Raw genomic sequence first — 25,634 nt, forward strand, 5'->3', positions numbered from 1 at the left:
GTGAATTACTCGTGATAAGACATAATGCGGTGACCGTGGTCTTTCAGATGCTTTTCTTTCAACATCAGCTTCAGGTCAGATTCCATCATGTCATTCACCAGTGAATTCAGATCATGTTTAGGAACCCAGCCCAGTTTTTCCTTGGCCTTGGTTGGGTCGCCAATCAGCAACTCCACTTCGGTTGGACGGAAATAACGGGGGTCAACCGATACAATTTCACGGCCTACTGCCAAGCCATGCTGCTCGGGTTGCGCACCGGTGGCAGTCTCGTAAACAGCACGGTCAAAACCGGCGATCACGCCTTTTTCATCGACACCTTCACCGTTAAATTCCACCAAAATACCGGTGCGGGCAAACGCCATGCGCACAAACTCACGTACTTCAGTGGTAACGCCGGTTGCAATGGCAAAGTCTTCTGGCTCATCAGCTTGCAGAATCAACCACATCATTTCCACGTAATCTTGCGCATGACCCCAGTCACGTTTCGCGGACAGGTTGCCCAAATGCAAATCTTGCTGTAAACCCAACGCAATACGGGACGCCGCACGGGTAATTTTACGGGTTACGAAGGTTTCACCACGCAAGGGTGATTCATGGTTGAACAGGATGCCGTTACACGCAAACATGCCATAGGCTTCGCGGTAGTTAACGGTGATCCAGTAAGCGTATAACTTGGCAACGGCGTAAGGTGAGCGCGGGTAGAAGGGCGTGGTTTCCTTTTGCGGCACTTCTTGTACCAAGCCGTACAGCTCGGACGTGGATGCCTGATAAATACGGGTTTTTTTGGTCAGGTTCAGGAAACGTACCGCTTCAAGGATACGCAGTGTGCCGATACCATCCGCATTGGCGGTGTATTCAGGCATATCAAACGAGACGTGAACGTGGCTCATCGCCGCGAGGTTGTAAATTTCATCCGGTTGTACCTGACCGATAATCCGGGTCAGGTTCATACTGTCGGTCATGTCGCCGTAATGCAGCACAAATTTACCATCGGAGGTATGCGGATCTTGGTACAGATGGTCGATACGGTCAGTATTCAGCGATGAAGACCGACGTTTGATCCCGTGTACGGTATAGCCCTTTTTCAACAAAAACTCAGCCAGGTAAGCACCGTCTTGACCCGTGATACCCGTAATTAAAGCCGTTTTGCTCATGATTATTCCTTATTTAGATAACTTGATTGTTAGAGGTCGGTTTGCTGCGCATCAGCAAATACAACGGGTATGAAACACGCTTCAAACTCATCAGACCAATGGAACGCACGGCATACAATGCCGAAGGTACAGATGAGCAAAGCTCGTTTTTCACCCTTAACTTAAAGTCTTCCTTAATGCCAGACATACGCTGACTATTGGAAACACCCGTCATGTCAAAGCGCGAAATGACCATATCGACCATCTGAATATCAGACGGATGCTGGAGTACTTTAACTGCCCTGACGATATAGTCATAATCTGCCGAGAGTTTGTACTCAAGATCATAGCGTAATTGGGCATAACGATGATGGAAAAACATGGACTGATGGTTACAAAACATCCCTTTTTCCAAGCTTATCGTGCTGCTCGCCGGTTTGATAACCTGCTGGTCGTTAGCAAACTCTTCACAGGCATGACCGTAAACAATCGCTGGCTGATTCTCAGCTAATGCCTTGATTTTAGCATCCAATTGCACCAAGGTTTCCGGTGCAAATAGGGAGTCCCCGGAGTTCAGGAAGCAGAAATAGTCGCACGCCGGAATCTGGGTAATGCCCTTGTTCATTGCATCGTAAATGCCCCGGTCTGGCTCTGATACCACACGAATATTGGCTTGTTCATGAGACAGTTGCTCAAGGTATGCCTTCGTGCCATCTTGTGAGTTGCCATCAATAATGATGCATTCCCAGTGCGGGTACGACTGCTCCAGCATGGAGTTCACAGTACGCATCAAACCAGACAGGTTATTATAACAAATCGTTATAAAGAAAAATTTATTACTCATAAATATATCTCAGAACTTCCCGTACTGCATTAAATTCCACTTTTTCGTAAGGCTGCAAGTTTTGCGTACTGTTGTCGATAACACTGATCGCCTCCGCAACACCTTGTACATCCGGGCAGACCGCACACAAATTTTGCGACTTTACGTACTGAGCCAGTTCAGTTTGATGCTTGTCAGCCCGCTCGGTATTAGGCACAACCAAGACACGCTTTTTTTGCTCCAGCAACATAAAAATGGTGCCTGCACCTGCATGGGTAATAAAAAAGTCATACTCAGCCAGGCGATCTTTCAGACCTTTGTCAAAATCAAACGAGGCTTTGTACTGGGGTTTATAAGCCCCCTCACCGGTTTGCAAGGTAATGTCATACCTCTTTTCCAGCTCCCGACTCTCGTCAATTTTCCGCACCAAGGAATCAAAACCTGTTGTCCCGGTTATCACCAGAACACGCGTTTTTTTAGAGGCGTCCTGCAAATTCAGCGTCACGATACAACTCCTTCAATGATTCATTCTGCACAAAAAACTTGGTGCTGAATGGAGAACAGGCTTTTCCTGAAAGACTCTTACTGGTAAATCGGCACCAGTCTTCAAAAAAGATCCGCTTTTTAACGTTAAGCACCTTACAAACCATGAAAACCGGAATACAAATACCAGGACCAAAACCAATCACCGCACGGGGTTGATATTGCCGTACCAGCTTTACCGTCAAGGTTACCGCCTTCAAATATGCATTCACAAAGTTGAGGGGATTGAAGGACTCATTTTTGTGGCGAATGGGCGGAACTGTATAGATTTTTTCAATAGATTCAGCCTTCATCGTCACCGTGTCGGTCACATGAATGAACTCAATCTTGGGGTCAAGTGACTGCATCTGTTTCATCAGGCGCATTGCCTGATCATGATGCCCGCCCTCGCCGTACACAAGCAATATACTTATGTTCATGGTCCACTCCTTGCAATCTGACCAATACCATCAACAACGCAAACCCTTCAGTGCCGCGTCCCAAAAAGTCCCCAAACGGGGCTACCATAAAACTGGCAAGCAACAATGCCATCAAAATTATTGAGAAGTCATTCCGGTACTTGGCGAACAAAAGATAAACGATCATAATCATCAAGAACGCCAAAGGAAAAAACAAGATGCCAAATTTGAACAGCAAGCCTGCCAAACCAATATCCGAGACGTAGATATTAATACCGTATACTGACAGAAACCCTTCATTAAACTGAAGTGATAAAGCGCCATGCGGCATAAAGAAATCGCTCAACGTCTCTCCTAACAAGATATGTAGCTCACGATTGCGATGATAGTCATAAAAAATAACTGGCTTGCCAAAAGCATGGGCATAAAGTAAGTAAGCCATGTAACCCAAAACAAAAATGGCCGGAACAACCGCCATAGCACTGACATTGAAGGTATCAACCCGACGCCGCAGAACCGTTATCCAGAAAAATATCAGGACAATGAGCAAGCCAAAACCACGCGTCTGATTAATGTAAAGCATATAAGCGATCAGCAACAAGATCGGCAATACTGCTTTGAGGAATTGCCCCCGGGCGACGAGAAAATAAGGGTACAACGTAACCAGGAAACCAGCTTCCATAAAACGGGTAGCGAAGCGCTCATCCGTGGCCACAAAGCCCTCAGCAAACTGCTCTGCACGGACTGAAAATGAGAAACCGGAATTGCGTGGTATCCACTCAAAAGCATTAGCCACCGACCATGCCAGCGTGAGAAAGAACAGGTATTTCAGGATCACTTCCAGATCGCCATCCCCATACCCCTTGCGGCCACCAATAGTCGCCATCACCAGAAAATACAAGAGATAAAGCAGGGTACGCCGCTCTTCAAGGAAACCATACTGCAACGGCTGGTGAAAATTCAGGTAAGCAAAAATCGGGGGCATCACAAACAGCAGCCCGACCATCACCAACAGATACCAGTCGACGGAATCCATTTCATCCTTTTTCAGGATCAGCACGTAAGCAACCGCCATTAACGACAGGCCGATGGTTACTTCACGTAAAAAAGCCAAACCAAAGCGATGGTCATCACTCAGGAAAAACAGACCTGATACCAAAGCCAGCACTGCCACCATCAACAGCCGGTCATAAGTCGAAGCGACTATCCCCATCGTCGGTGGCGCTTTCAGCAATGTAGCGTTGTATTGCATAAACAATCCATTTACCTATCAATGACACTCAGAATTTTGGTGGCGTACTCTTTATGATCAAAGCTCCTGACACGCTGCCTGCCTCTGGCGGCAAGCTCTGTCGCCAATGGCTTGTCACGTAACAGTTGCACCATCTTGTCCGCCATATCCGCAGGATCATTCGGGTTGAAAATCAGCGCAGCATCACCTACCTGTTCCGGCAATGCCACCACATTGGAGCAACACACTGGAACGCCCAAGGCGAACGCCTCATAAATGGGTATGCTCACGCTTTCAAATAACGTTGGCATCACCAACATCCGCGCCATTTTGTAAAGATAAGGAATATCCTCATAATCAATATAGCCCAAGTGCTTGATGCGGCCCTCAAGCCCAAGCTCCTGTATTTTTGCCACCAGCTTGGGGTAATTATCCTTCTGCGAGCCAGAAAGGATCAGGGAAACATCCTCATCCGTCTCCTTGGCAATGATATTGAACGCCTCAACCAGTTTGATATGGTTCTTGTGAAACCAGCACTGTGCCGGATAAAAAATGTAGCGTTCTGGCAAACCATATTTGCGTTTTACTGCCGCAAAATTTTCCGGCTTGGCCTCATACCTGAGCAAGAAATCTGGCGGAGGCGACTGAATAACAGCAATCTTGTTAGCATTCCCCCCCAGAAAATTCATAATATCCTCCTTGACGTAATTAGACTCACAAATGACTGCCTTCGCGGCCTTGGTGAGTGCCTGATTACGCAACGCCCGCTTGAAACGCTCTGTCCGCGTAAAGGCATGGGGATAATATTTTTCCTGCATGTCATGCAAGGTAAAAATGAACGGCTTCTTGAGAAATAAATGTGGATAAACCGATGTGGCAGGCGACATAAACAGATCAATGTCAGCATACGCCCGCCGCTCATCATCCCTGAGGAAGAAGGGCTGACGCATCCCCAGGAAAAGCTGGGAAAAGATGATCACTTGATTGAGGCCAGAACGGTTTGAGGGGGTCAGCTTTCTGACCTCCAAACCATAACCATCAAAACGGCGGTCATTTTCGTCAGCGAAAATGATGTACGTACTGCTTTTATCAGCAGCCAACGCATCAACCATTGACTGGATATATTGAAAAATTCCGCCGCCATGCATAGGGTAGAATGTCAGTATACCTATTTTTTTCTTCATACTAAGCAACCAGATCTTTATTTATAGTTAACAGATGATCTAAATCTAAGGCGCAGCTCTTCCCTGAACAGGTATGACAGCGCTGCACCAATCACACCAGTCAAAACAATGCCGTCGACGAGAATGAATAACGCATTGCTCGGCATAAAACGATGCAATTGCGACAACCCTAGGACAATCAGCAAGCCGAACACCACAAACAGACCAGTTAGCAACAAGTACTCACTAAACTTATGTCCAACATTACGCTCTACCCACGAATAGAAATAGGGCATGGGCGTCAACAACAAGAATAGTGACATTGCCGCACCATTGTAACCATAGTATTGCGTCAGGAAATAAATGCCCACCAAATAAGCAACCGTGCCCAAGAAAGAACTCAATGCCGTCACCTTGGCATTACCAGAACCTTGCAGTGCCCAATAAGCCACCACCGTGTTGGACTGGAAGAAGAAATACAACGCGATGATCTGCAAGGTCAACGTACTTTTGAGCGCAAACTCTGCGGAAATCCACAATTCAAGGAATGCTCCACCCGCCGAAATCAACGCGACAGCAATGCCCATGCTAGCAAGAAAAACCAGCAACATCGAGCGTTTATACAAAGCCAAACGCCCGACCGTATCGTTCAAGCTGGACAACTCACTGAAGCGTGGGAAGGTAATCTGGCTCAGCACCTGGATAATACCATTAGCCATTTGCGCAATCGTATGGGGAATCTGGTAATAGGTCACGGCCTCTGTACCCAGAATTGCACCAATAATGAATTTGTCCAACCGGGAGACAATCCCACCCAGAAAATTACTGACAAACGTGTAAATGCTAAAGCTCAGCATTTCAGCAAAAATATGCCGATCAAATGACAAGCCCAACACCACGCCTACCGGCAACACTCGCTTGCCCAGAATATACCCTGCTGTCAGCGCCACCACCTGAATAATGACGTACCCCCACAGAATGACGAGCAAATCATAGCCCAGCAACACCAGCACGGTAGCCGATACAATTCCGGCAATATTCGCTGAATTTTGAATCACCGCAGGAATATCGAAACGGTGATACGCCTTGAATACATTCAGAAAAAACTGATTGATATAACTCAGCAGAAATGCCAAAGCCGTGATGGACAAAGCCTTGCCCGCCATCACCGCTTTTACAGTATCAGCGTTATAGATCAACTTGCCCAGTGGCAATGAAAACAACGCTACCAACGCAGCAATGGAAATACCCAAGACGACATACATCATCAAGGCAATATCCAAAATCGGCTTGATTTTGGTATTCTCCCCCGTCACCTCATATTGAGAAACATACTTAACGATCGCCTGCCCTACACCGAGGTCAACAAATGTCATAAAACCAATGAGTGAAATGCAGATGATGTACAAGCCATAGACATCCTCGCCCATGTACTTGATCATCAGCGGGATAGTCGCCAATGATGCCAACAGCGGTAAAATATAGCCAAGGCCGCTGAACGCAATGTTTCTATGTATGTTTTTCATTATTGAATAGCTCTGGGGTTTGGCGAATCAGGCTCGGCAACAAGCCTGATGCCAGCATTCTAACTGCTTATTGAAACATTTCCATGCATTTCCTGACAGCCGCGCATACCCGTTCGACATCACGCCTCTCCATGTCGAAATAAGATGGCAGATTAATGCCCGTCGGATAGACCTGATAAGTCACGGGTGTATGGGTTCCCGGGTAATCAGCCATCTCAGACAATGGATAAAAATAAGGCCGACTATCAATGTCGAGTTCACGCAATCTTTTCATGAATTCATCACGCTGTGTCTCATTAATGCCCGCGATTTCCATCGTGACCATCCAGTACACATTTTTCGCCCAAGGTGCGGTACGGTTCAGGGAGATACCTGGCACGCCCTCCAAAGCTGCTTGATACCAAGCGAAGGCTTCTTGCTTTTTATCGAGAATTTCCTGAATACGTTCAAGCTGAGCCAAACCCAAGGCTGCTTGCAAATTGGTCATGCGGTAATTATAGCCTACCTCGGTATGCCAATAACGCTTGGTTGGACTCATCGCATGGTCACGCAAATACTTGGCACGGGTATACAGTGCCTCGTCATCCGTGGTGATCATACCGCCCTCGCCCGAGGTAATGACTTTGTTCCCGTAAAAACTGAACGAACCGCAATGCCCCCAAGCGCCAACTTTCTTGCCATTGACCTCAGCACCATGCGCCTCTGCTGCATCCTCAATGACCAGTAAATTGTGCTTCTCCGCAATCGCCATAATCGCAGGCATGTTCGCCGGATGCCCATAAAGATGGACAGGAATGATTGCTTTGGTTTTGGCGGTGATCGCAGCCTCGATAGCAGTCGGGTCAATACACAGTGTTTCAGGATCAATATCCACCAACACTGGCACTGCCCCCACATATTTAGCCGCGTTAGCGGTAGCAATGAAGGTCAAATCAGGCATGATAATCTCATCACCCGCCTCAACCCCCATCGTCACCAGCGCCAAATGCAGGGATGTCGTGCCATTACTACACGTCAGCGCGTACTTTGTGCCACAAAACTCGGCAAACTTTTCTTCAAATGCGGTGATGTACTCGCCAAGGGAGGAAACCCATCCCGATGCAATGGCGGCCGTCACATACTCGATTTCTTTTTTAGTAATGGTCGGCCTAGAAACAGGCAAAAAACCATTATTCTGTTGTAATTGAGTCATTTATATTATTTCCCTATGCTGAATAAGCTACTACTGAACAAACTTTTTCTTCAAGCGACTCACTCTGTAAGTGTACAAAACGAAGCCCATCAAGAAAGCCAGGAAGATGATTGCTTCCCTTACCTCGCTAACATGCATTGCAATGCCCACGACTGCAAAAAATGCCGACAAAGTGCTGATTTTCAAAAGTGCCAGTTGCTTGCTGTCCCCACAATTCAACAAAATATGGTGAAGATGTGTACGGTCAGCATTCAGTGGTGACTGACCACGTAGCACCCTGTCAACGATAACCCGCACCATGTCCATCAATGGAAAAGCAATCAACCACAGCGCCGTTGCCGCAGAAAAGCTATTGCCACCACTACCCTCTGACGGTTGTTGCGTACCCTGAATCAACAGCCAGACCACAGTAAAGCCAATCAGCATGGAACCTGTGTCACCCATGAAAATCTTCGAGATTCTCTTCTCTTTCTCATGGACACCACCGGCAAGATTAGCAATCAGATAAGGGATGAGAGCCACAGACAGGATTAAGGTCAGCTTCATGTTGGTCGTGTCATGATTCAAGGAGAATAGGATTCCCATGCCCGAAAAGGTGACCAGCGAAGAAATACCCAGAAGCCCATCAATTCCATCTATCATGTTAAATGCATTGATGGCAGCGATGACAGCAAGCACCGTCACAAAGTAGCCCGCCACCCCGAGATCAATGCTAGCAAACCCAAACATTGTGCCCAGACTGTGGATATACATCCCACTGACTGTAAACATCATCAGCACCGCGACCATGCTCTGAACAACCAAACGCAGCTTCGGCGACAAATTTCTGATGTCGTCCGCCACTCCCAGCGCCACAATGATGCTGCTGCACAACAAGTAAGTCAGTGAGTTGATATTAGGGGTAATGAATAACGAAATCCCCATCACCAACCCTGCATAAATAGAAACGCCGCCTATCAAGGGGATACTTCCCTCGTGACACTTACGTGCCTCATTAGGCACATCAACCAGTCTAAGCCTAACCGCTAAGGGCGTCAGGAGCAGAATGGATAACGCAGATATAAAAGAAACTAATAAAAAAATGCCCGCAAAACTCACCGGAACCTCCTGTTCACAAAAGCGACCACATTACTATTCCTAATGGCACTTGAAAAGTCTGATCGCCAGCACGCTACCGCCCATCTGGGTCACTTTCAGCGGAGTAATATCGGGCGAGAAACCTTGCTTACTACCAACTTGCCAATGCCCAAAGACTCGCTGAACCGGCGAAAAGACACTGAAAATCACCCTATACAACCCATCAATAAATACCAATGCGCTGTGTTTGACGATTTACAAGAATCACAAAGTAAATCAATGATATAATTATTTCATGCAATACAACAATTGCCATTATTAAATTTTATCATTATTCACTCTGCTTGCGCCAAGAACTGATCCCGCCATATAGAGTTAATTTATAACACTTCTGACCTTTCATAAAATATACCATTTAATTGGCATATAAATATAGTATAGTGCTTTATAGAAATATAGCAACGCTACTAATCCCTGAAAGAACACTATTTCATCAAAAAATCGTATTCACGTTTACTTATTAAAAAGTCAGGAACCCAATCATTGCCAAATTTATTGATTTAAATACCTTATCAGCACATAAGCAAAAAATATAAAAATAAACAATCTTAATGCATCAGGTTCAAACTATAGTTCGTTTCCCAGCGATTTTTACTTATTTTTGTTGTTTTTAATGCATTTTTTTGATCGTAACTAAAGAAATGATCTCTTCACTCATTGCTTGGGTATGCTTTGCTCATAAAACATGCAGATAGTTCAAAACACGATCAGGTCACAGGCATCAACACCACCTTGACAAGCTACTCCGTACATACCCCCCTACCAGAAAACAATCGCCCAAGTTGCATATTCACCACAATTACAGACCACCGCCAAGAAATTCAGTCAACTGATTGATGACCCCAAAAATAGCGCTGACCTAATGCCCAAGCGATACCGACAAGAAGCAGAACTAGTCGTTGCTATTGCGAATGCTTATTGAGATTTCTTAATGCCTTCATTAGTGTATAAAATCATCAAATTCGTGAAGCGGATTCCATACGCTCAAGAACCTGAAAGGAAATCTCCAGCAGGTGCTGGCGCGGCTTAAGTTAAAGCCGTTAAAATGCACTCACTGAATGGATATATAAAATACTGATCTTATGGAAAAACAAGCATCTCACCTCCTGTCACCGCACCTGCGTCGCGAAGAAGCTTATGCGGATGAGCACATACGCCCACGCCGCCTGCAAGATTACATCGGTCAACCGGTCGTGCGTGAGCAGATGGAAATTTTTATTCATGCTGCCCGCCACCGGGGGGATGCACTCGATCACGTCCTGATCTTTGGACCACCCGGCCTAGGTAAAACAACGCTATCACATATAATAGCGCATGAAATGGGCGCTAACCTGCGTCAAACCTCAGGGCCAGTACTGGAAAAAGCTGGGGATCTCGCCGCCCTGCTGACCAACCTTGAACCACATGATGTACTCTTTATAGACGAAATCCACCGTCTCAGCCCTGTAGTAGAAGAAATCCTCTACCCCGCCCTGGAAGATTTCCAGCTCGACATCATGATCGGTGATGGCCCGGCAGCACGCTCCATCAAGCTCGACCTCCCTCCCTTCACCCTCGTCGGGGCAACTACTCGTGCTGGCTTGCTGACCTCACCACTGCGCGACCGCTTCGGCATTGTGCAGCGTCTGGAATTTTACAACGTCGACGACCTTGCCTACATCGTACAACGCGCCTCAACCATTATCGGGGCAAGCATTGACACAGAGGGCGCACAGGAAATCGCCCGGCGCTCACGCGGCACACCACGCATTGCCAACCGCTTGCTGCGGCGAGTGCGTGATTACGTGCAAGTAAAAGGTAACGGCCTGATTGACCGCGACATGGCTGACAAAGCCCTCAATATGCTCAACGTCGACCACCAAGGCTTCGACCACATGGACAGACGCCTGCTATTAGCTGTCATGGAAAAATTTGACGGCGGCCCAGTGGGGGTAGACAGTCTCGCCGCTGCCATCGGTGAAGAACGCGGCACCATTGAAGATGTGCTGGAACCCTTCCTGATTCAGCAAGGTTTCCTGATGCGCACCCCACGCGGCAGGGTGGCCACCCGCCGCGCTTGGCAACACTTCGGGCTGAATATTCCGGCACACCTTAACCTTGCAGGTAACAACACTGATCAGGAGGGCACAAGCCTTGACCTGTTTGAATGATAGCAATGCCTTTGTACTGCCTGTGCGGGTGTACTACGAAGACACCGACGCGGGCGGCGTGGTGTACCACGCCAACTACCTGAAATTTATGGAGCGAGCCCGCACCGAATGGTTACGCACCCTCGGTTTTGAGCAAGACACGCTAGCACAAGAGCTGAACATCGTGTTTGTCGTCGGCAGCCTCGACATTCAGTACCGCAAGCCTGCCCGCTTCAATGATACCCTGAACATCACCGCTAGTATTAGCGACCTAGGGCGAGCGAGCATGGTTTTCAAGCAAAGTATCTGGCGTGACAGCTCGAATAATTCACCTGAACTATTGACAACGGCTAGCGTCAAAGTAGTCTGTGTTTCTATGGGCACATTTCGGGCAATAACTATTCCAAAACAGATAAGGGAACTCCTTCAGTGACAACAGATCTTTCCATCCTAAAATTGATTATGGATGCTAGCCTCGTCGTGAAAATCGTCATGGCTTTACTGATCATCGCATCCTTGCTCTCTTGGACGCTGATCATCGTCAAATCCAGCACCATCAGCAGCACCCAAAGCAGCGTCACCAAATTTGAAGAACGCTTCTGGAGCGGAGTTTCATTGAACTCCCTGTACGAAGACCTGTCTCAGAAAGTGAATCGGCACGGGCTGGAACGCATTTTTTACGACGGCTTCCACGAATACAAGCGGGCGCTCAACGTAGACCCTAACTCACGGCTTTCCGTCACCGACTCTGTGCAACGCTCGATGCGGGTTGCCTCCTCCAAAGAGGTGGACGATCTGGAACAAAATCTGGCGTTTTTGGCAACTGTCGGCTCCACCAGCCCCTATGTTGGCCTGTTTGGAACCGTGTGGGGAATCATGAACTCATTCATTTCACTCGGACAAATGCAACAAGCCACCCTCGGCGTCGTCGCGCCCGGCATTGCCGAAGCCCTGATTGCCACCGCCATCGGCTTGTTTGCCGCGATTCCGGCAGTCATTGCCTACAACCGTTTCAGTGACAAAATTGACCGTTTGGTAGTGAGTTACGACAACTTCCGCGAAGAATTCACCGCACTGCTGGAACGCCATGCCAGCACCCAAAGGAAACCCGCATGAGCGCACCACGCCGCCGCCGTAAAATCATGGCAGAAATGAACGTGGTTCCTTATATAGACGTGATGCTGGTGTTGCTGGTCATTTTCATGGTCACAGCGCCCATCATGCAAACCGGGGTAAAGGTCGACGCACCCGATGTACAAGCCGAACCGCTGGACGCCAACAACCAACTGGAACCGCTTACCCTTTCGGTGGATGCCAGCGGCAAACTATTTTTGGACGACGGCACTGAAATGCCAGCCGACGGCGTAACCGCCTATGTGACCAGTCAAATGGATGCCAAAGCCGAGCGCCCCGTTTATGTCAGAGCCGACAGCACCGTGGAATACCGCTACCTCATGAACGCGATGGTTGCCGTACAAAAAGCAGGTGCTAAAAAAATCGGCCTGATGGCTGACCCAGCGCCACCTGACCAACAGTAATGATCTGATGAAGGGCTAAACAAGATCATGTTCAAGGAAATACTCAACAAACCACAAGCACTGTTTTGGGCAGTCGTACTGCACATTCTCATTGTGGTAGTGCTCTTACTCAGTTTCAAATGGACTGACCGCCCGGATGTCGCTGAAAACACCGCCATCGAAGTCATGGTTCCCCCCGATGCCACCCCAACGGAGGAACCAACGGACAAAAAACCCGCACGGACAGCTATCAAAGCCAGTGAGGATGCATCCCCCTCCGTAGCCAACGAAACCGCCAAAGCAGAGGCAGCCGCCAAAGCAGAGGCAGCCACCAAAGCAGAAGCTGCCGCCGCACAAGCCAAGGCAGATGCACAACGCAAAGCAGATACGGAAGCCAAAGCACTCGCTGATAAAAAAGCCCGCGAAAAAGCAGACCGAGCAGCGGAAGCCGCCGCAGCAGCAAAAGCACAGCAAGCTGCCCGTGAAAAAGCCGCCGAGTACAAAGAAACAGCGGCTGAAGAACGCGCCAAAGCCGAAGCCCGCCGTCGAGCCGAAGCCAGAGCCGAAGAGCGCCGCCAAGCGCTGGAAGCTGAAAAAGCCACCGAACGCAAGCAAGCAGCCGCCAGCAAAGCTAAAGCAGAGGCAGCCGCCAAAGCACTCGCCGATAAAAAAGCCCGCGAAAAAGCAGACCGAGCAGCGGAAGCCGCTGCCGCCGCAAAAGCACAGGCCAAAGCTAAAGCGGCGGCAGATGCTAAAGCAGAAGCCGCTGCCGCCGCAAAAGCAGAAGCCAAGGCAGAAGCTGCCGCAGCAGCAAAGGCACAGGCCAAAGCAGAAGCCGCCGCCGCCGCAAAAGCAGAAGCCAAAGCTAGGGCTGCTGCTAACGCCAAGGCCGAAGCCGACGCCAAAGCCAAATCGGAAGCACTAGCCCGCAAAAAAGCTGCCGAAGAAGAAGCACAACTCGCCGCTGATCGCGAACGCTGGAAAGCTGCCGAAGCCAAACGCAAAGCGGCTGAAGATGACGCCCGCCGTGCTGCCGCCGCAGCGGCTGCGGCCGCCGCCGCTGGCCCTAGCAGCCGCGACCTAGGCAATGCCCGTGCCGCCTGGACGAGTGCCATCAAACGCAAAGTCAAAGGCAACTGGAACAAACCCTCCCAAAGCTTCGGCATGTCTGCGACCGCGCGCGTCAGCGTCCGCAACGGTGGCAGTATTGGGCGTTTCTCGCTGAACTGTGATGGTAGCCCAGCGTATTGCGACTCCCTGAAAGCCGCCATTCACGGTTCCGACCCATTTCCTAAACCGGAATACAGTGAACTGTACGGTGATACCCTTGTCATTACCTTCTGAACAAGTCATTACATAACTGATTGAGTAACTGAGTAACAGCCATGAACACGAAAATTCTCACCTCCCTCCTGTTATCAGCCAGCGTGTTGTTTCCGGTCATGACACAGGCCGAAGAATTACACATCCACATTGACAGCGACGCCTCCACTGACGGCACACGCCTGCTGGTTGCACCGTTTGGGCCGCTGGCAAAAGTGATCGAAGCCGACTTGCAACGCAGTGGGCGCTTTGCCCTGATTGATCCGACACGCGCCGGGGGCGGCCTAACACCTGATGCACTCCGCGCAGCCGGGGCAGAATACGCCGTCATTGGCAGCCAAACCGGCGGGTTGGACTTCCAACTGATCAACGTCAACAGCGGGCAGGTCGTCGGCTCGTTCCGCATTCCGTCCCACCCCAACCAGCGGCGCATGGCACATAAAGCAGCCGACTTGATATTTGAAAAGCTAACCGGGGTAAAAGGCGCATTCGATACCCGTATCGCCTACGTTTCCGCCAGTGGCCCTGCAAAAAACCAGACCTACCAATTGATCGTGTCGGATGCGGATGGCTATAACCCGCGCACCATCGTTTCTTCCCGCAAGCCAGTGATGTCACCAAGCTGGTCACCGGATGCCCGGCAAGTCGCTTACGTTTCGTATGAAACGGGTCGTCCGGTGGTGTACGCGCAAGACTTGGCCTCTGGTAGCAAACGCACCATCTCCGACCCGAACCGCTCCAGCATTTCCCCCTCCTGGTCGCCGGATGGGCGCTCGATTGCCTACAGCGTCGCCGACCGTGGCAATTATAATATCGTCGTCGCGGGTGCAACGGGCGGTGGCGCACGCCAGATCACCAATACACGCGGTATCAATGCCGAACCACAATGGGCAGACAGCGGCACGTTGGTGTTTACTTCTGATCGCAGCGGGCAGCCGCAGCTTTACAAAACCACCCCGAATGGCGGCACGGAAAGCCGTATGTCCTTCAGCGGTGGTTATAACGCCGGAGCCAGTATTGCGGGCAATACCGTGGCGATGGTACGCCAAAATGGCAGCAATTCCAGCATCACCATTATGGATGCGGCCAGCAAACAGGAACACACCATTTCACGCGGCACGCAGGATGATTCACCCGCCATTTCCCCGAATGGCATGATGGTGCTGTACGCCACCGATGCGGGTGGGCGCAACTCATTGGCCGTTGCCAGTGACAATGGCAAAGCCCACCAGAGCCTGTACTCACAGGCGGGCGATGTACGCGACCCGGCTTGGTCCCCCTACCTTGATTAATGAATAGCGAGAAGAGTGTCATGAACATGAAAGTATTAGCATTATCCGTACTGGTTATTGCCCTTGGCGTTACCGGCTGTCAACAAGTTCCCGCACCTAGCGCAGGTGGAGTGGGCGGTGTCGGTGTCGGCGGCGTCGGCGGCGTGGGTGGTAACGGCTATGGCACGAACGGAACGGGTGGCGCTGGCAGCGGCAGCATCGGTTACAACAACGGTGGTTACGCCAATGGCGGCGGCGGGCAATACACCCCGGCTGAATTACAAAACCCCACCAGCATTCTGGCGCAACGGGTCATTTACTTCGACCTTGACCGCGCGGACATCAAGCCGGAATACATGAATGTCCTCAATGCCCATGCTGCCTTGCTGCGTGCTTACCCCAACTTGCGGATCCGTCTGGAAGGCCACGCCGATGAACGTGGTTCACGGGAATACAACGTTGCTCTGTCAGAACGCCGTGGTTACTCGGTGCTGGACTACATGCAAGTCAAAGGTGCCAGCAGCAACCAGATGGAAGTCATCGGTTATGGGGAAGAAGTCCCCGCTGTTTTCGGGCATAATGAAGCGGCGTGGGGAAAGAACCGACGCGTTGAAATCAAATACGCCGGAGAATAATGCAATGCAAAACAAGCTAAACCGTAGCGCTTTGAGCGTTTTGGTCGCTGCTATTCTGGCTGTGCCCGCTTGGGCAGAGCCAATGCCTGATGAAGCTGCGCTCCAGTTACTGCAACGGGTCAACGAACTGGAGCAAGAACTACGCAATATCAGGGGCAATAATGAAAGGCTGCAACACGAACTGGATACAGTCCGTAAAAACCAAACCGACAACTTCCAGCAAGTCGACGAACGTCTAGAAAAGTTGCGGGATAACAGTACTGATAAAACGGCTGAAGCCAACACATCAGCCGAGCCAGCCAACCCGGTGATTGAGCACAAAGCGGATAGCAGCACAGACACTACCGCTGAAAAACCAGCCAAGGCCGACCCTGACGGTTTTTACAGCTACGGCACGGGCAAATCAGACGACAAAAATACGGCGACTCCTGTCAGCAAGCCGGAAGATAAACCTGAAGACAAGCCCACAGAAACCACCTCTGCTGCTACCACTGGCACAGGCGACACCAAAGCCCTGCTGGAAAAAGAAGAGCGGGCGGTTTATGACGAGGCTTTCCAGACCCTGTTGAAAGACCCGAAAGCCTCCATCCCCGCGTTTCGCACCTTCCTCAAGGACTACCCCAGAAGCCCGCTGGCTCCCAGTGCGCAATATTGGGTAGGCGAAGCGCTGTATGCCGAAAAGGATTTCAAGGCCGCGATTGAAGAGTTTCTGGTCGTGCTCAAGGAGCACAAAGGCAGCGACAAAGCACCGGATGCCGCGCTCAAACTCGGCTACAGTTTCTATGAGCTGAAAGAGTGGGAAAAAGCCCGCAAAACCCTGGAGGATGTGATCAGCTTCTTCCCGAATAATGCCGAAACCAGCAGGTTGGCGAGGGAACGACTCGACAGAATGAACACTGAGGGGCACTAGCTCCTCTTTTTTACCAAGGATTACAGCTTCTCCAGCAAAATTGTGCTTCTTTGCATATAGTTATTTGGTATGGATGACGATTAAATAACAACGGAGATGCGCATGTTCGGCAAAAGAAGCCCCAAGCCAGCCCAAAACCTTGATTTGATGCAGGAAATCGCACCGGCACCGCTGAAAACAGCAGCAGCCCGCCGCTTCATGGAATTTTGCCAGCAAGACCTCCCCACCCATCACAAGGCAGACGGTTTCGACCCGAAAGTTTATATGGATGCAGTCAAACTGGTCATCAGCCGTCTTGAAGCCACCCGACACATGGAGTAAGCAACATGATTATTACCTCCATTATCGCTGATAATTTCCGCAAGTACGCCCACCTGCAACTCGATAACTTGCCTGAGCGTGGCTTGATCGCTCTGGTAGGTGGCAATGAATCGGGCAAAAGCAGCATCGGTGACGCCATCCAGTTCGGCCTGTTCGGGCGCACCGATCAAGTAAAGCCTGAAGAAGCCGCCAAACTGATCCACTGGGGTGTAAGTCAGGCCAGCGTAGCGCTGCGCCTGCAACACCGGGGGCACGAATACCGACTGGTACGCTCGGTCGACAGCGACGGCAATGTGGCTACCACGCTATTTTCCACCGAAGAGGAAATCACCCTTGCCGATACCCCAGAAACCGTGGAGCGCCAGCTCGAAGCCTTGTTTGGCTACTATTACACGGCGTTTTCCAAAGCCTTTTACTGGGGACACAGCAAGGATAGCGACAGCGACAACCTGCGTGCCATGGCGGGGTTGAAGGAACATGCCACGATCAGTGGGCAATTGGAACGCGAGCAACAAGAACGCCTTGACACCCTGAAAGAGCTGGAAGCCAGACGCCGACATACCGCCCAATCCATCGACACCTTGCACATTGATGAAGAACAGCTTCCGCGCCTGAACCGTATTGTGAGCGATGTGGAAGACCGCCAGCAACACCTAGCCTTGCTGGGGCAACGGCTCGGCAAGGCATCGGTGGCTTACCCGAATAATCTGGAAAAATTCCACGGGGTCGACGCCCACAGCCGTAAAATCGGGCGCTGGACACTCATCACCCTGAGCGTTTTTTTGCTGGCTCTGCTGGTTGGCTTGTTCCTGATGTTGATGCCGGATTGGGGTAACCAATTACTGAGTGACATATCCGTCGCCACCCTCGACGGGCTGAGCAAAACGACTATCCGCCTTGCCTCCATCGCTGCGCTGATCGGCGCGGTGTTGCTGATGTACGGCTGGTATGTGGAAGTGCGCCGCCTGCGCCCCTTGCAAACTCAGGCCAAAAACCTCACCCGCGCCCTAGAAGAAAGCTATCAAGCCTGCACCCAGCCGGTCAGCCGCCAATTAGCCACGGACAGCACGGATTATTTGCTGGAAAAGCACCTTGACCTGCCGGAAGCCAGCACCACGCACCCCGACATGATAGCCGTTCCTGAATGGACTAAAGCAGCCAGCCAATACAAAGCCAAAGCCCTGTACGTACACAGCGCCACCGACACCCTGAACGTCGGTCTGAGCAACCGCAACGAGGAAATGACGGAGTACCTTGAAGTGCTCAAGGCTGACATCCACGCCATCCAACAGCAACTGGATCACCAAGCCCACTTGCAAGTATTGGTTGCGCAACAAGAAAACGCACTAGAGCAGGAACGCCGTCAGCAAGTCGTCACGACCACCGCCGTCGATCTGTTAAAACGGGATGCCAGCCATTCCATCGGGCGTTTCAACCAGTTGGTCAAAACCCGCTGCCCGGAATTGCTGCAACGTTTCACCCAAGAGCATTACAAATCGCTGGAAATCTCCCCCGATTTCAACCTAAAACTGCTGTCGGAAGAAAAAGGCGATTTCCTCGATTTCAACGAAATCTCCACCGGCACTCAACGGCAAGTGGCCTTGGCGATGCGCATTGCGCTGGCGAATGCCTTGGCAGATGCCACCAAAACCGATAAGCAAATGCTGTTTCTGGATGAGCCTTTCGCCTTTTTTGACCCGGAGCGCACCAACAACACTCTGCACAGTCTGGCAGAAACCAGCAAAGGGGTGATCAGCCAAATCTGGCTGACGGCACAAACCAAGCCGGAAGGTATCAAATTGGTACAAGTGATTAACTGCCAGCAAAGAAGCAACACCCTGAAAGTATAGGGACTTGGTTCCTTGCAATTTCTCAAACTATAATCCCCTCTGCACTACTTTAGAGGAGAGGTTATGACGTTTGATAATTTTGTATCCGCGCAGTCGTTTCTGCTGATCGCGGGTTTTGTGATTGCCTTCATTATGGGGGCAGTCGTCAACAAAACACATTTCTGCACCATGGGAGCCGTGTCCGACTGGATCAATATGGGTCACACCGGGCGGTTCCGCGCCTGGGGTTTGGCGATAGGCGTCGCCCTGTTGGGCGTGGTGATTCTGGAAATGCTGGGGTTGGTCAACCTGAACAGCTCCTATCCCCCTTACCGTAACGGACAACTGATATGGGCAGAAAACCTGCTGGGTGGCATCCTGTTCGGTATTGGCATGACCATCGCGGGCGGCTGCGGTAACAAGTGCCTGGTGCGGATTGGCGCGGGCAACCTGAAATCCATTTTCGTGTTCCTGATTATCGGTGTGGTGGCCTATTTCATGCTCAACCCTTTCCCCGGCTCGGATAAAACCTTGTACTCCGTCCTGTTCTACCCGTGGCTCAACCCACTGGCGGTGAATATGGGCAGTTCGCAGGATCTGGGCAGCGTACTGGCAGGCGAAAGCCATGCACTGCTGGCACGGCTGGTGATTGGCCTGATCCTCGGCTTGTGGCTGGTATGGCTGGCCTTCAAATCCAAAGACTTCCGCAGCAGCCCGGACTTTGCCATTGGCGGCATTGTCGTTGGCCTGTGCGTGCTGGCTGCTTGGTACGTCACCAGTAATATTACCGTGATAGCCGATGAGCAGCCCTATCCGTTAACCCAATACTACGGCGAATGGGACATGCTGGCAGAGTCCGACTCAGGCAAACCCGCCATCGGGGCCGCTTTGGGGGCGCAATCTTTCACCTTCATCAACCCAATGGCACAAGCGGTTGGGTATGCAGGCGGCGGTTTCAACAGCAGTTTGCTAACGTTTGGCATCATGGCCTTCTTTGGCGTTATGGCAGGTTCACTGGCATGGGCACTGCTGAGCCGCAGCTTCCGCATTGAATGGTTCTCCTCCAAAGGGGATGTGATCAATCACGTATTGGGTGCAACCCTGATGGGTATAGGCGGGGTATTGGCCATGGGCTGCACCGTTGGGCAAGCCATCACGGGCGTATCCACGCTTGCCATCGGCTCCTTCATCGCGTTTGCAGGCATCGTACTGGGTAGCGCCCTGACCATGAAGGTGCAGTTCTACCAAATGATGTACGAGGAAGAGGCTAGTTTTGGGAAATCGTTAATCACTGGCTTGGTAGATTTGAAGCTGTTGCCGGAATCTTTGCGCAAACTTGAAAAAGTTTAACCTAAGCTGAAAAAAGACTTGAACAGCGCAAGTCTTTCCGTATAATGGCGCTCTCTCAAGGGACATTAGCTCAGTTGGTAGAGCACCCGACTTTTAATTGGATGGTCGAGCGTTCGAGTCGCTCATGTCCCACCATACAAAGTGAAAGGCCGCATTCATCAGAGTGCGGCCTTTTTTGTTTTTGAGCTATTCACTTTCTCAGCACTTTCGATACCATTCAACATACACATTGTGGCTCAAGTCTTGCATACTAAATCATTCAACCACCAGCGATCATGGAGACAATAATGGGTAGAGTACATTTCATCGGCGGCGAAAAAGGCGGCGTCGGCAAATCACTGACCGCCAGACTACTGGCACAGTATTTCATCGACAATGCCACGCCCTTCATGGGCTTCGATGCCGATGAGTCACACGGAACGTTTTCGCGCTTTTACAAGGACTTCTCCGCGCCGCTACAGGTCGGTGACTACGATAGTCTGGATAACATTATCACCACAGCGGAAACGTATCCCGATCACGACCTGATTATCGACCTTGCCGCGCAAACGGCCGCACGTTTAGGACAGTGGATCAACGAAAGTGATGTGTTTGGCATGTTCACCGAAATGGGGCATCAGATTTTCATCTGGCATGTGATGGATGATGGTGCAGATGCGATGAGCCTGTTGGATAAAACGCTGGAAAGCTACCCACAACAAGACCTGCATTTCATTGTGGTACAAAACATGGGGCGCGGGGAACACTTCGAGATGTTCGAGCAATCGCCTGTTTTCCAAAAAGCGCAACGGCGTAATGCTTACTGCATGACATTGGGCAAGTTACACCCTAAATTGGTGCAGAAGGTCGACTTCAATGACTTGAGCTTCTGGGCAGCCGCCAACAACCGTGACCTCATGAACACACCTGAGCGGCAACGTATGCGCGTATGGTTAGACAATACCTACGCACAACTGGATCACTTCCTCAAACACGACGAAAAGCCCTAGACGTTTGCTTGTTGTGCCTCCCTCAACACTACATTGAAGGAGGCACATGAATAGAATACTGATCAGACCAAATGATGCCTCCCCAATCCCTCACTTGGGGGCAGCGCTTTCACGCTTTAACCACGTTCACCATGCAGTACAGTCCAGCTTGGCGAGGGAACATGATCTCACCGGCTGCATTGACGCATTTCCAGTGCGAAATCGCGACGCCCTGCACATTTGGCGCCCGCAACTGCACACTCAAGCGCACCTGCTCCCCCGGCTGAGTAGCAGGAATAGGAATGCCGTCACTCACTGGCTGCAAGGTGGAAGGCGGCTCACTTTGGCACTGCAAATGCCAACCTACCCATGCTTCTGTACCCAGATTCGCTATCTCCCAGGTTTTCTCGAAGGTTTTACCCACCACCACCGGACTGTTATCCGGGAAGGTTACATCACCCACAAAACCTGAGACGAACCGGGTATCCCCGTCGCGATGTGCCGCTTGCGACACTTCCCGCCCATTGAAAAAAATACGTAACATACTGAGCGGATGGGTTTCCAGCGTGTCCGCGATCTGAATCACGGTAGACAGGCGGGCTTCACCAATTTCAGCACGCAACATTTTGTGCCACGTCTGGCGTGAAATACCAGAACGCTTAGCGGCTTCGGTCGTCGTCATGCGCAATGCGCGGAGGCGCAAACGCAAGTATTCTGCCAAATCTAATGCAGACATAGTTATTTTTCCTCAATTCAACTGACTAGCATCAATTTAGCAGAAAGGTTCATCAGACGATAGAGTTTACAATATTTAAACTATGCACTATATGTCATGCATATACTGTTAAGAGCAAGGCAGGTAGTCTGGAAACAGGGAATTGCTGAGTGGATAGGTATCCATTAGTATTCATGGCTAACCGTTATATCAAACCTACCAAATCTACCTATAGCTAGCTAGTGTCTGACCGAAAAAGCCTTCCTGCCGCCACGAGTGCCCAATTTTAGTCCATGCAGCCGTTTTCCCCGCCACCTTCTGGCAAGCACGAGGGTAAAACGCTGGGTTTCAAGGCATGGCTGGCAGCGCAGGCTTGCCTTCGGTGCAGGGGCTGCCCTGCCTTCCCGGCATTTTCCCTCATCGGTCGGCGTTGTGGGGTGGTTCAGGCGGCTTGGCGCTGTCGTCGGCGTTCATCCTTCTGCAAGGCCTCCAACGCCCTGGCCTGTAAAATGGCCCCGACCTTTTGCAGGTTCCTGCCCACCACCGCCAGTGCCACATAGCGCTTGAAGCGTTCCAGCCCCCGGTCGGGGCAATAGTCCAGCCCATGGACTTCCAGTGCGTTGATGCCGGATTCCACCGCTGAGTGCTGGCGTCTGGCCTGGACAAACGCCGGGTCGGTTTCACGGGCAGTGTCCGCCTGGCTCCAGCGGCCCTTTTTCGGCAACACCACCCGGTCGAGCAGTTCGGCCAGTTCGCGCTGGTTGGCCGGTGAGTGGAACCCCTTGTCAAAGCTGCACGCGCTCAGGGAGGGGAACAGCGCTTTGGCTTGCTTAACCATGGTCACGGCAATCTCACTGTCGGGGCAGTGTTGCATCACTTGGTGGTGGAGGATGAAGCCGTCAGCCGATTCCATCACGCACACGTTCAGGCCCAGCTCCACCGGCACACCGGCTTTGCCCTTGCTGAGCCATTCGCTGTAATCCTCGAAGAGGGAGAAGATCTTGTCGCCGTGGGGGATGGTTTCCCCGTCCAGCACCCGCCGCCGCACCAGGTCAACCTGATGCCACCCGTACCCCAGCCAGCGCTGGAGGTCGTTGCCCGACCGGCTGTCCAGCAGGCTGAGGGGCAGGTCAGCCACCGTTTCCTCCACTTTCGACAACAGCGCGGCGCACAGGCCCAGGTAGGTGTGGTGGGCGTCCCGCGAACGTGGGTTGAAGGTCAGCCTGCCGATGTCAGCGTGACCCAGGCGAAGTTGGCGGGCGATCACTTCACGCATCGTGTGTCTCCTGCGAAGTTTGGCGGATGGATGCCCTATTTTGCCCTATTTTGCCCTATTTTGCCCTATTTTGGGCGCTTTTGCAGCTTTCTGGCCTGCTTCCGGGAAATCTTAGGGCAAGGAAAACGGGCGTAGCATCTTGATGGGAAAAGGGTTTTAGGGTTTCCGGTCAGACACTAGATAGTCGCTATTGCAGCTACAATGAGTGGTTTTCACCAAGGGAAATATAGGGGCTAATCCGTTTCATGCGGCAATACCTAGCCTGCTTTACCACCCCTGTGACCAGAAATTCCCGTTGTGGAAATAATGCACATAATTGCCGATCAGCACACTGCGGTCATTTTGCGGGTATGACCAGTATTCTTCGCGCCCGCGCTCGGTAATCAGCGGCGCTAGCTGGCGGATTTTCTTCGCCGTTGTATCGACCTCGAAACGGTACAGCCCGGTTTGGGTGTGGGCGTAATAATCCGACGGCCTTCCCTGCATTCCCGGTTGTGGCGTGTCATTCAGCTTGATTGGCAAAGCCACACGCAAGGTGTTGCCCACAGGCAGGGCGGTGACAGCATGGTGGTCGTGCAATGCGGCTGAATCGGTGCCGCGTTTGCCGAGGATCAGCTTGTCCACTTCCTTCAGTTGCCCCGCTTGGCTGGTGTCGATCAGGGAGAGTTTCATGCCTTGATACCATGCGCCCCGGAAATCGCCGTTGGGGTCGGGGATCGCGTCTTTGCCAATGCCGAGCAACAAATGTTTGCCAACCGGGTGCAGGTAGTCAGAAAAGCCCGGCAGTTTCAATTCGCCCGCGATGTACGGGTCACGCGGGTTGCTCAGATCCAGCACGTACAGCGGGTCAGTGCTTTGGAACGTCACCAGATACGCCTGATCACCGACGAAGCGCGAGGCGTAAAGCCGCTCTTCCGGCTTGCCCAAGTGTTGTGGGCGTTTGCGGTTGGGCAATTGCGAGACCAGTTGCAAGCCATCCTTGCCGCCTTCCTTGAGGATACTGAGGATGCCGGGTGACTTACCGTAAGGCGCGGTAATCGCCATCGACGGGTCACTGAACTGGTCGTTTTCGGTGATGACGCGCAAGTAACCATCTTGTTCGCTGAAACGGAAGGAGGATTCCTGCCCGCTCAGATGCCCCGGCACATGGCTGCTGCCCCGGTAAGCAATATCTGTCCCCGTGAATGCAAATTTGTGGATGCCGGTACTGCTGCGTGAACCTTGCGCCGGATTGTAATGGTATTCGGTGGTGGCGAGGTACAAGGCCGAGGGCGATGCATACAGCGTTTCCGGGTTGCCCACGTAACAGCGGCTTTTGAAGCTGAACTGGGCAGCCTTCAGGTCAACCGCGACGATGCTGATAATGTTGTTGCTGACATAGTTGCCATCGGTCTCGTCGGTTTTGACCGGGCGATTGATGTAGCAATTGTCAGCCATGACCAGCGGCGCGGTTTTTCCATCCGCCGTGCGGTAGGTGGGCAAGAAGTCCTGTGCGCTGAGTTTGTCTGTGCCACTGCCCAGATTTATTTGCGGGTAACTTTGCAGCACTAGATACAGGGTATCCCCCACGCGGCGGCTGGCATTGATATTACCGTCCAACCGCACTTGCAGGGTGGAAGCGGCTTGCTCCGGCTGGCGCACGTCGATGTAACGCAATTCGGTGGGCAGTGAACGTGGCATCGGCGGCATCATCATCGGCACGCCTCCGGCAACACCCGGTGCAGGCATGGGCACTGGCATGGTTTGGTAATTGCTGCCCAGCGTCACCAGCCGCTTGCCTGCGAGGTAAAGGTTTTGCAGGCTGCTGTCTTGGGGCAGGGTAAGGCGTTTGACTTCCTGCAAACGCTTGCCGCTTTCCTTGACTTGCATGATGCGCAAGGTGTTGTCCTGATAGTTCTGGTTGTTGGGTGCGCCGATGGCGTAGACATAGTTGCCGTCGGTTTTGATCAGGTCAGCTTCATCCACGCCGCGCTCTTGCAGGTTGGTGCTGGAAAAGGTGGGCGCTCTGACAGGGGCTGGCGCTGCCGTCGGGGCAGCAGCGGCTGCTACCGGATAAATCGGCTGATGGTTGGCGGCTTTCAGCAAGTATTCGCGCAGCTCAGTAGCGTTGGTTTTTTTCAGGCCACCCTCTCCCACATCCACAGGAGGTGCTTCCAGCGAAGCGCAAGAAACCAGCCATGGCATCAGTAGCATGGGCAAAAATGTAGTGAGTGCTGTTATTTTCATGATGACTCCCTCGTTTGC

General features: G+C 51.5%; 24 protein-coding genes and 1 tRNA gene. 13 read left to right on the top strand and 12 right to left on the bottom strand.

The window, feature by feature from the left end:
* Positions 1-5: 5 nt before the first annotated feature.
* From gmd to wecA, 9 genes are all read right to left on the bottom strand, one after another.
* The gene (gene gmd, locus J9253_RS14045; protein WP_210221546.1) at positions 6-1,154 is read right to left on the bottom strand and encodes a GDP-mannose 4,6-dehydratase; all 1,149 of its coding nucleotides are present in this window, start codon (positions 1,152-1,154) and stop codon (positions 6-8) included.
* 13 nt (positions 1,155-1,167) lie between these two features.
* The gene (locus tag J9253_RS14050; RefSeq protein WP_228291391.1) at positions 1,168-1,977 is read right to left on the bottom strand and encodes a glycosyltransferase family 2 protein; all 810 of its coding nucleotides are present in this window, start codon (positions 1,975-1,977) and stop codon (positions 1,168-1,170) included.
* Complete coding sequence (gene pssE / locus J9253_RS14055) at positions 1,970-2,461, bottom strand: PssE/Cps14G family polysaccharide biosynthesis glycosyltransferase (protein ID WP_210221548.1); 492 nt, start codon at positions 2,459-2,461, stop codon at positions 1,970-1,972. Before pssE ends, J9253_RS14050 begins: the two co-directional genes overlap by 8 nt.
* Positions 2,433-2,918, bottom strand: a complete 486-nt coding sequence (gene pssD / locus J9253_RS14060; RefSeq protein WP_210221549.1) for a PssD/Cps14F family polysaccharide biosynthesis glycosyltransferase — start codon at positions 2,916-2,918, stop codon at positions 2,433-2,435. The genes pssE and pssD overlap by 29 nt, the downstream gene beginning before the upstream one ends.
* Positions 2,872-4,149 carry a hypothetical protein gene (locus tag J9253_RS14065; protein ID WP_210221550.1) on the bottom strand — a complete coding sequence of 426 codons (1,278 nt, stop codon included), beginning with the start codon at positions 4,147-4,149 and terminating at the stop codon, positions 2,872-2,874. Before J9253_RS14065 ends, pssD begins: the two co-directional genes overlap by 47 nt.
* Before the next feature lie 11 nt (positions 4,150-4,160).
* Positions 4,161-5,312: a glycosyltransferase family 4 protein gene (locus J9253_RS14070; protein ID WP_210221551.1), complete on the bottom strand. Its 1,152-nt coding sequence runs from the start codon at positions 5,310-5,312 to the stop codon at positions 4,161-4,163.
* A 17-nt stretch (positions 5,313-5,329) separates the two neighbouring features.
* The gene (locus J9253_RS14075; protein ID WP_210221552.1) at positions 5,330-6,817 is read right to left on the bottom strand and encodes an oligosaccharide flippase family protein; all 1,488 of its coding nucleotides are present in this window, start codon (positions 6,815-6,817) and stop codon (positions 5,330-5,332) included.
* 67 nt (positions 6,818-6,884) lie between these two features.
* Complete coding sequence (locus tag J9253_RS14080; protein ID WP_210221553.1) at positions 6,885-8,009, bottom strand: DegT/DnrJ/EryC1/StrS family aminotransferase; 1,125 nt, start codon at positions 8,007-8,009, stop codon at positions 6,885-6,887.
* A gap of 30 nt (positions 8,010-8,039) precedes the next feature.
* A complete protein-coding gene (gene wecA, locus J9253_RS14085; RefSeq protein WP_210221554.1) occupies positions 8,040-9,107 on the bottom strand; it encodes a UDP-N-acetylglucosamine--undecaprenyl-phosphate N-acetylglucosaminephosphotransferase in 1,068 nt (355 codons plus the stop codon).
* 1,121 nt (positions 9,108-10,228) lie between these two features.
* On the opposite strand from wecA, the gene ruvB reads away from it, so the two are divergent.
* The 13 genes from ruvB (at position 10,229) to J9253_RS14150 (ending at position 21,420) form a co-directional block, all read left to right on the top strand.
* Positions 10,229-11,296: a Holliday junction branch migration DNA helicase RuvB gene (gene ruvB / locus J9253_RS14090; RefSeq protein WP_210221555.1), complete on the top strand. Its 1,068-nt coding sequence runs from the start codon at positions 10,229-10,231 to the stop codon at positions 11,294-11,296.
* A complete protein-coding gene (gene ybgC / locus J9253_RS14095; protein ID WP_210221556.1) occupies positions 11,280-11,708 on the top strand; it encodes a tol-pal system-associated acyl-CoA thioesterase in 429 nt (142 codons plus the stop codon). The genes ruvB and ybgC overlap by 17 nt, the downstream gene beginning before the upstream one ends.
* A complete protein-coding gene (gene tolQ / locus J9253_RS14100) occupies positions 11,705-12,391 on the top strand; it encodes a protein TolQ (protein ID WP_210221557.1) in 687 nt (228 codons plus the stop codon). Before ybgC ends, tolQ begins: the two co-directional genes overlap by 4 nt.
* Entirely contained in the window at positions 12,388-12,813 is a 426-nt protein-coding gene (tolR, locus tag J9253_RS14105) for a protein TolR (protein WP_210221558.1), read from the top strand. The genes tolQ and tolR overlap by 4 nt, the downstream gene beginning before the upstream one ends.
* Before the next feature lie 27 nt (positions 12,814-12,840).
* Positions 12,841-14,136: a cell envelope integrity protein TolA gene (gene tolA / locus J9253_RS14110; RefSeq protein WP_210221559.1), complete on the top strand. Its 1,296-nt coding sequence runs from the start codon at positions 12,841-12,843 to the stop codon at positions 14,134-14,136.
* Positions 14,137-14,177: 41 nt separating this feature from the next.
* Positions 14,178-15,407, top strand: coding sequence for a Tol-Pal system beta propeller repeat protein TolB (gene tolB, locus J9253_RS14115; RefSeq protein ID WP_210221560.1), 1,230 nt, complete (start codon positions 14,178-14,180; stop codon positions 15,405-15,407).
* A gap of 26 nt (positions 15,408-15,433) precedes the next feature.
* A complete protein-coding gene (gene pal, locus J9253_RS14120; RefSeq protein ID WP_210221561.1) occupies positions 15,434-16,021 on the top strand; it encodes a peptidoglycan-associated lipoprotein Pal in 588 nt (195 codons plus the stop codon).
* Positions 16,022-16,025: 4 nt separating this feature from the next.
* A complete protein-coding gene (gene ybgF / locus J9253_RS14125; RefSeq protein ID WP_210221562.1) occupies positions 16,026-16,931 on the top strand; it encodes a tol-pal system protein YbgF in 906 nt (301 codons plus the stop codon).
* 102 nt (positions 16,932-17,033) lie between these two features.
* Positions 17,034-17,252 carry a hypothetical protein gene (locus J9253_RS14130; protein WP_210221563.1) on the top strand — a complete coding sequence of 73 codons (219 nt, stop codon included), beginning with the start codon at positions 17,034-17,036 and terminating at the stop codon, positions 17,250-17,252.
* Between the two features lie 5 nt (positions 17,253-17,257).
* On the top strand, positions 17,258-19,102 hold the full coding sequence (locus J9253_RS14135; protein ID WP_210221564.1) for an AAA family ATPase: 1,845 nt from the start codon (positions 17,258-17,260) through the stop codon (positions 19,100-19,102).
* Between the two features lie 63 nt (positions 19,103-19,165).
* Entirely contained in the window at positions 19,166-20,431 is a 1,266-nt protein-coding gene (locus tag J9253_RS14140; RefSeq protein WP_210221565.1) for a YeeE/YedE family protein, read from the top strand.
* A gap of 59 nt (positions 20,432-20,490) precedes the next feature.
* Positions 20,491-20,566: transfer RNA gene (locus J9253_RS14145), tRNA-Lys, on the top strand.
* Positions 20,567-20,718: 152 nt separating this feature from the next.
* Positions 20,719-21,420, top strand: a complete 702-nt coding sequence (locus J9253_RS14150) for a P-loop NTPase family protein (protein WP_210221566.1) — start codon at positions 20,719-20,721, stop codon at positions 21,418-21,420.
* 109 nt (positions 21,421-21,529) lie between these two features.
* On the opposite strand, the gene J9253_RS14155 is transcribed toward J9253_RS14150, so the two are convergent.
* The 3 genes from J9253_RS14155 to J9253_RS14165 form a co-directional block, all read right to left on the bottom strand.
* On the bottom strand, positions 21,530-22,135 hold the full coding sequence (locus tag J9253_RS14155; protein WP_210221567.1) for an NBR1-Ig-like domain-containing protein: 606 nt from the start codon (positions 22,133-22,135) through the stop codon (positions 21,530-21,532).
* A 421-nt stretch (positions 22,136-22,556) separates the two neighbouring features.
* Positions 22,557-23,390 (bottom strand): hypothetical protein, encoded by an 834-nt coding sequence (locus J9253_RS14160; RefSeq protein WP_210221568.1) that lies wholly within the window; start codon positions 23,388-23,390, stop codon positions 22,557-22,559.
* A 267-nt stretch (positions 23,391-23,657) separates the two neighbouring features.
* Positions 23,658-25,616, bottom strand: a complete 1,959-nt coding sequence (locus tag J9253_RS14165) for a beta-propeller domain-containing protein (protein ID WP_210221569.1) — start codon at positions 25,614-25,616, stop codon at positions 23,658-23,660.
* Between the last annotated feature and the right edge of the window lie 18 nt (positions 25,617-25,634).

The sequence above is a fragment of the Thiothrix litoralis genome (genome assembly GCF_017901135.1).
Classification (GTDB): domain Bacteria; phylum Pseudomonadota; class Gammaproteobacteria; order Thiotrichales; family Thiotrichaceae; genus Thiothrix; species Thiothrix litoralis.

Bases quoted from the DNA above. Each gene is read 5' to 3' on its own strand.
- gmd (WP_210221546.1), bottom strand. From the start codon at position 1,154: ATGAGCAAAACGGCTTTAATTACGGGTATCACGGGTCAAGACGGTGCT.
- J9253_RS14050 (WP_228291391.1), bottom strand. From the start codon at position 1,977: ATGAGTAATAAATTTTTCTTTATAACGATTTGTTATAATAACCTGTCT.
- pssD (WP_210221549.1), bottom strand. From the start codon at position 2,918: ATGAACATAAGTATATTGCTTGTGTACGGCGAGGGCGGGCATCATGAT.
- J9253_RS14065 (WP_210221550.1), bottom strand. From the start codon at position 4,149: ATGCAATACAACGCTACATTGCTGAAAGCGCCACCGACGATGGGGATA.
- J9253_RS14070 (WP_210221551.1), bottom strand. From the start codon at position 5,312: ATGAAGAAAAAAATAGGTATACTGACATTCTACCCTATGCATGGCGGC.
- J9253_RS14075 (WP_210221552.1), bottom strand. From the start codon at position 6,817: ATGAAAAACATACATAGAAACATTGCGTTCAGCGGCCTTGGCTATATT.
- J9253_RS14080 (WP_210221553.1), bottom strand. From the start codon at position 8,009: ATGACTCAATTACAACAGAATAATGGTTTTTTGCCTGTTTCTAGGCCG.
- ruvB (WP_210221555.1), top strand. From the start codon at position 10,229: ATGGAAAAACAAGCATCTCACCTCCTGTCACCGCACCTGCGTCGCGAA.
- tolR (WP_210221558.1), top strand. From the start codon at position 12,388: ATGAGCGCACCACGCCGCCGCCGTAAAATCATGGCAGAAATGAACGTG.
- tolA (WP_210221559.1), top strand. From the start codon at position 12,841: ATGTTCAAGGAAATACTCAACAAACCACAAGCACTGTTTTGGGCAGTC.
- tolB (WP_210221560.1), top strand. From the start codon at position 14,178: ATGAACACGAAAATTCTCACCTCCCTCCTGTTATCAGCCAGCGTGTTG.
- pal (WP_210221561.1), top strand. From the start codon at position 15,434: ATGAAAGTATTAGCATTATCCGTACTGGTTATTGCCCTTGGCGTTACC.
- ybgF (WP_210221562.1), top strand. From the start codon at position 16,026: ATGCAAAACAAGCTAAACCGTAGCGCTTTGAGCGTTTTGGTCGCTGCT.
- J9253_RS14130 (WP_210221563.1), top strand. From the start codon at position 17,034: ATGTTCGGCAAAAGAAGCCCCAAGCCAGCCCAAAACCTTGATTTGATG.
- J9253_RS14135 (WP_210221564.1), top strand. From the start codon at position 17,258: ATGATTATTACCTCCATTATCGCTGATAATTTCCGCAAGTACGCCCAC.
- J9253_RS14140 (WP_210221565.1), top strand. From the start codon at position 19,166: ATGACGTTTGATAATTTTGTATCCGCGCAGTCGTTTCTGCTGATCGCG.
- J9253_RS14150 (WP_210221566.1), top strand. From the start codon at position 20,719: ATGGGTAGAGTACATTTCATCGGCGGCGAAAAAGGCGGCGTCGGCAAA.
- J9253_RS14155 (WP_210221567.1), bottom strand. From the start codon at position 22,135: ATGTCTGCATTAGATTTGGCAGAATACTTGCGTTTGCGCCTCCGCGCA.
- J9253_RS14160 (WP_210221568.1), bottom strand. From the start codon at position 23,390: ATGCGTGAAGTGATCGCCCGCCAACTTCGCCTGGGTCACGCTGACATC.
- J9253_RS14165 (WP_210221569.1), bottom strand. From the start codon at position 25,616: ATGAAAATAACAGCACTCACTACATTTTTGCCCATGCTACTGATGCCA.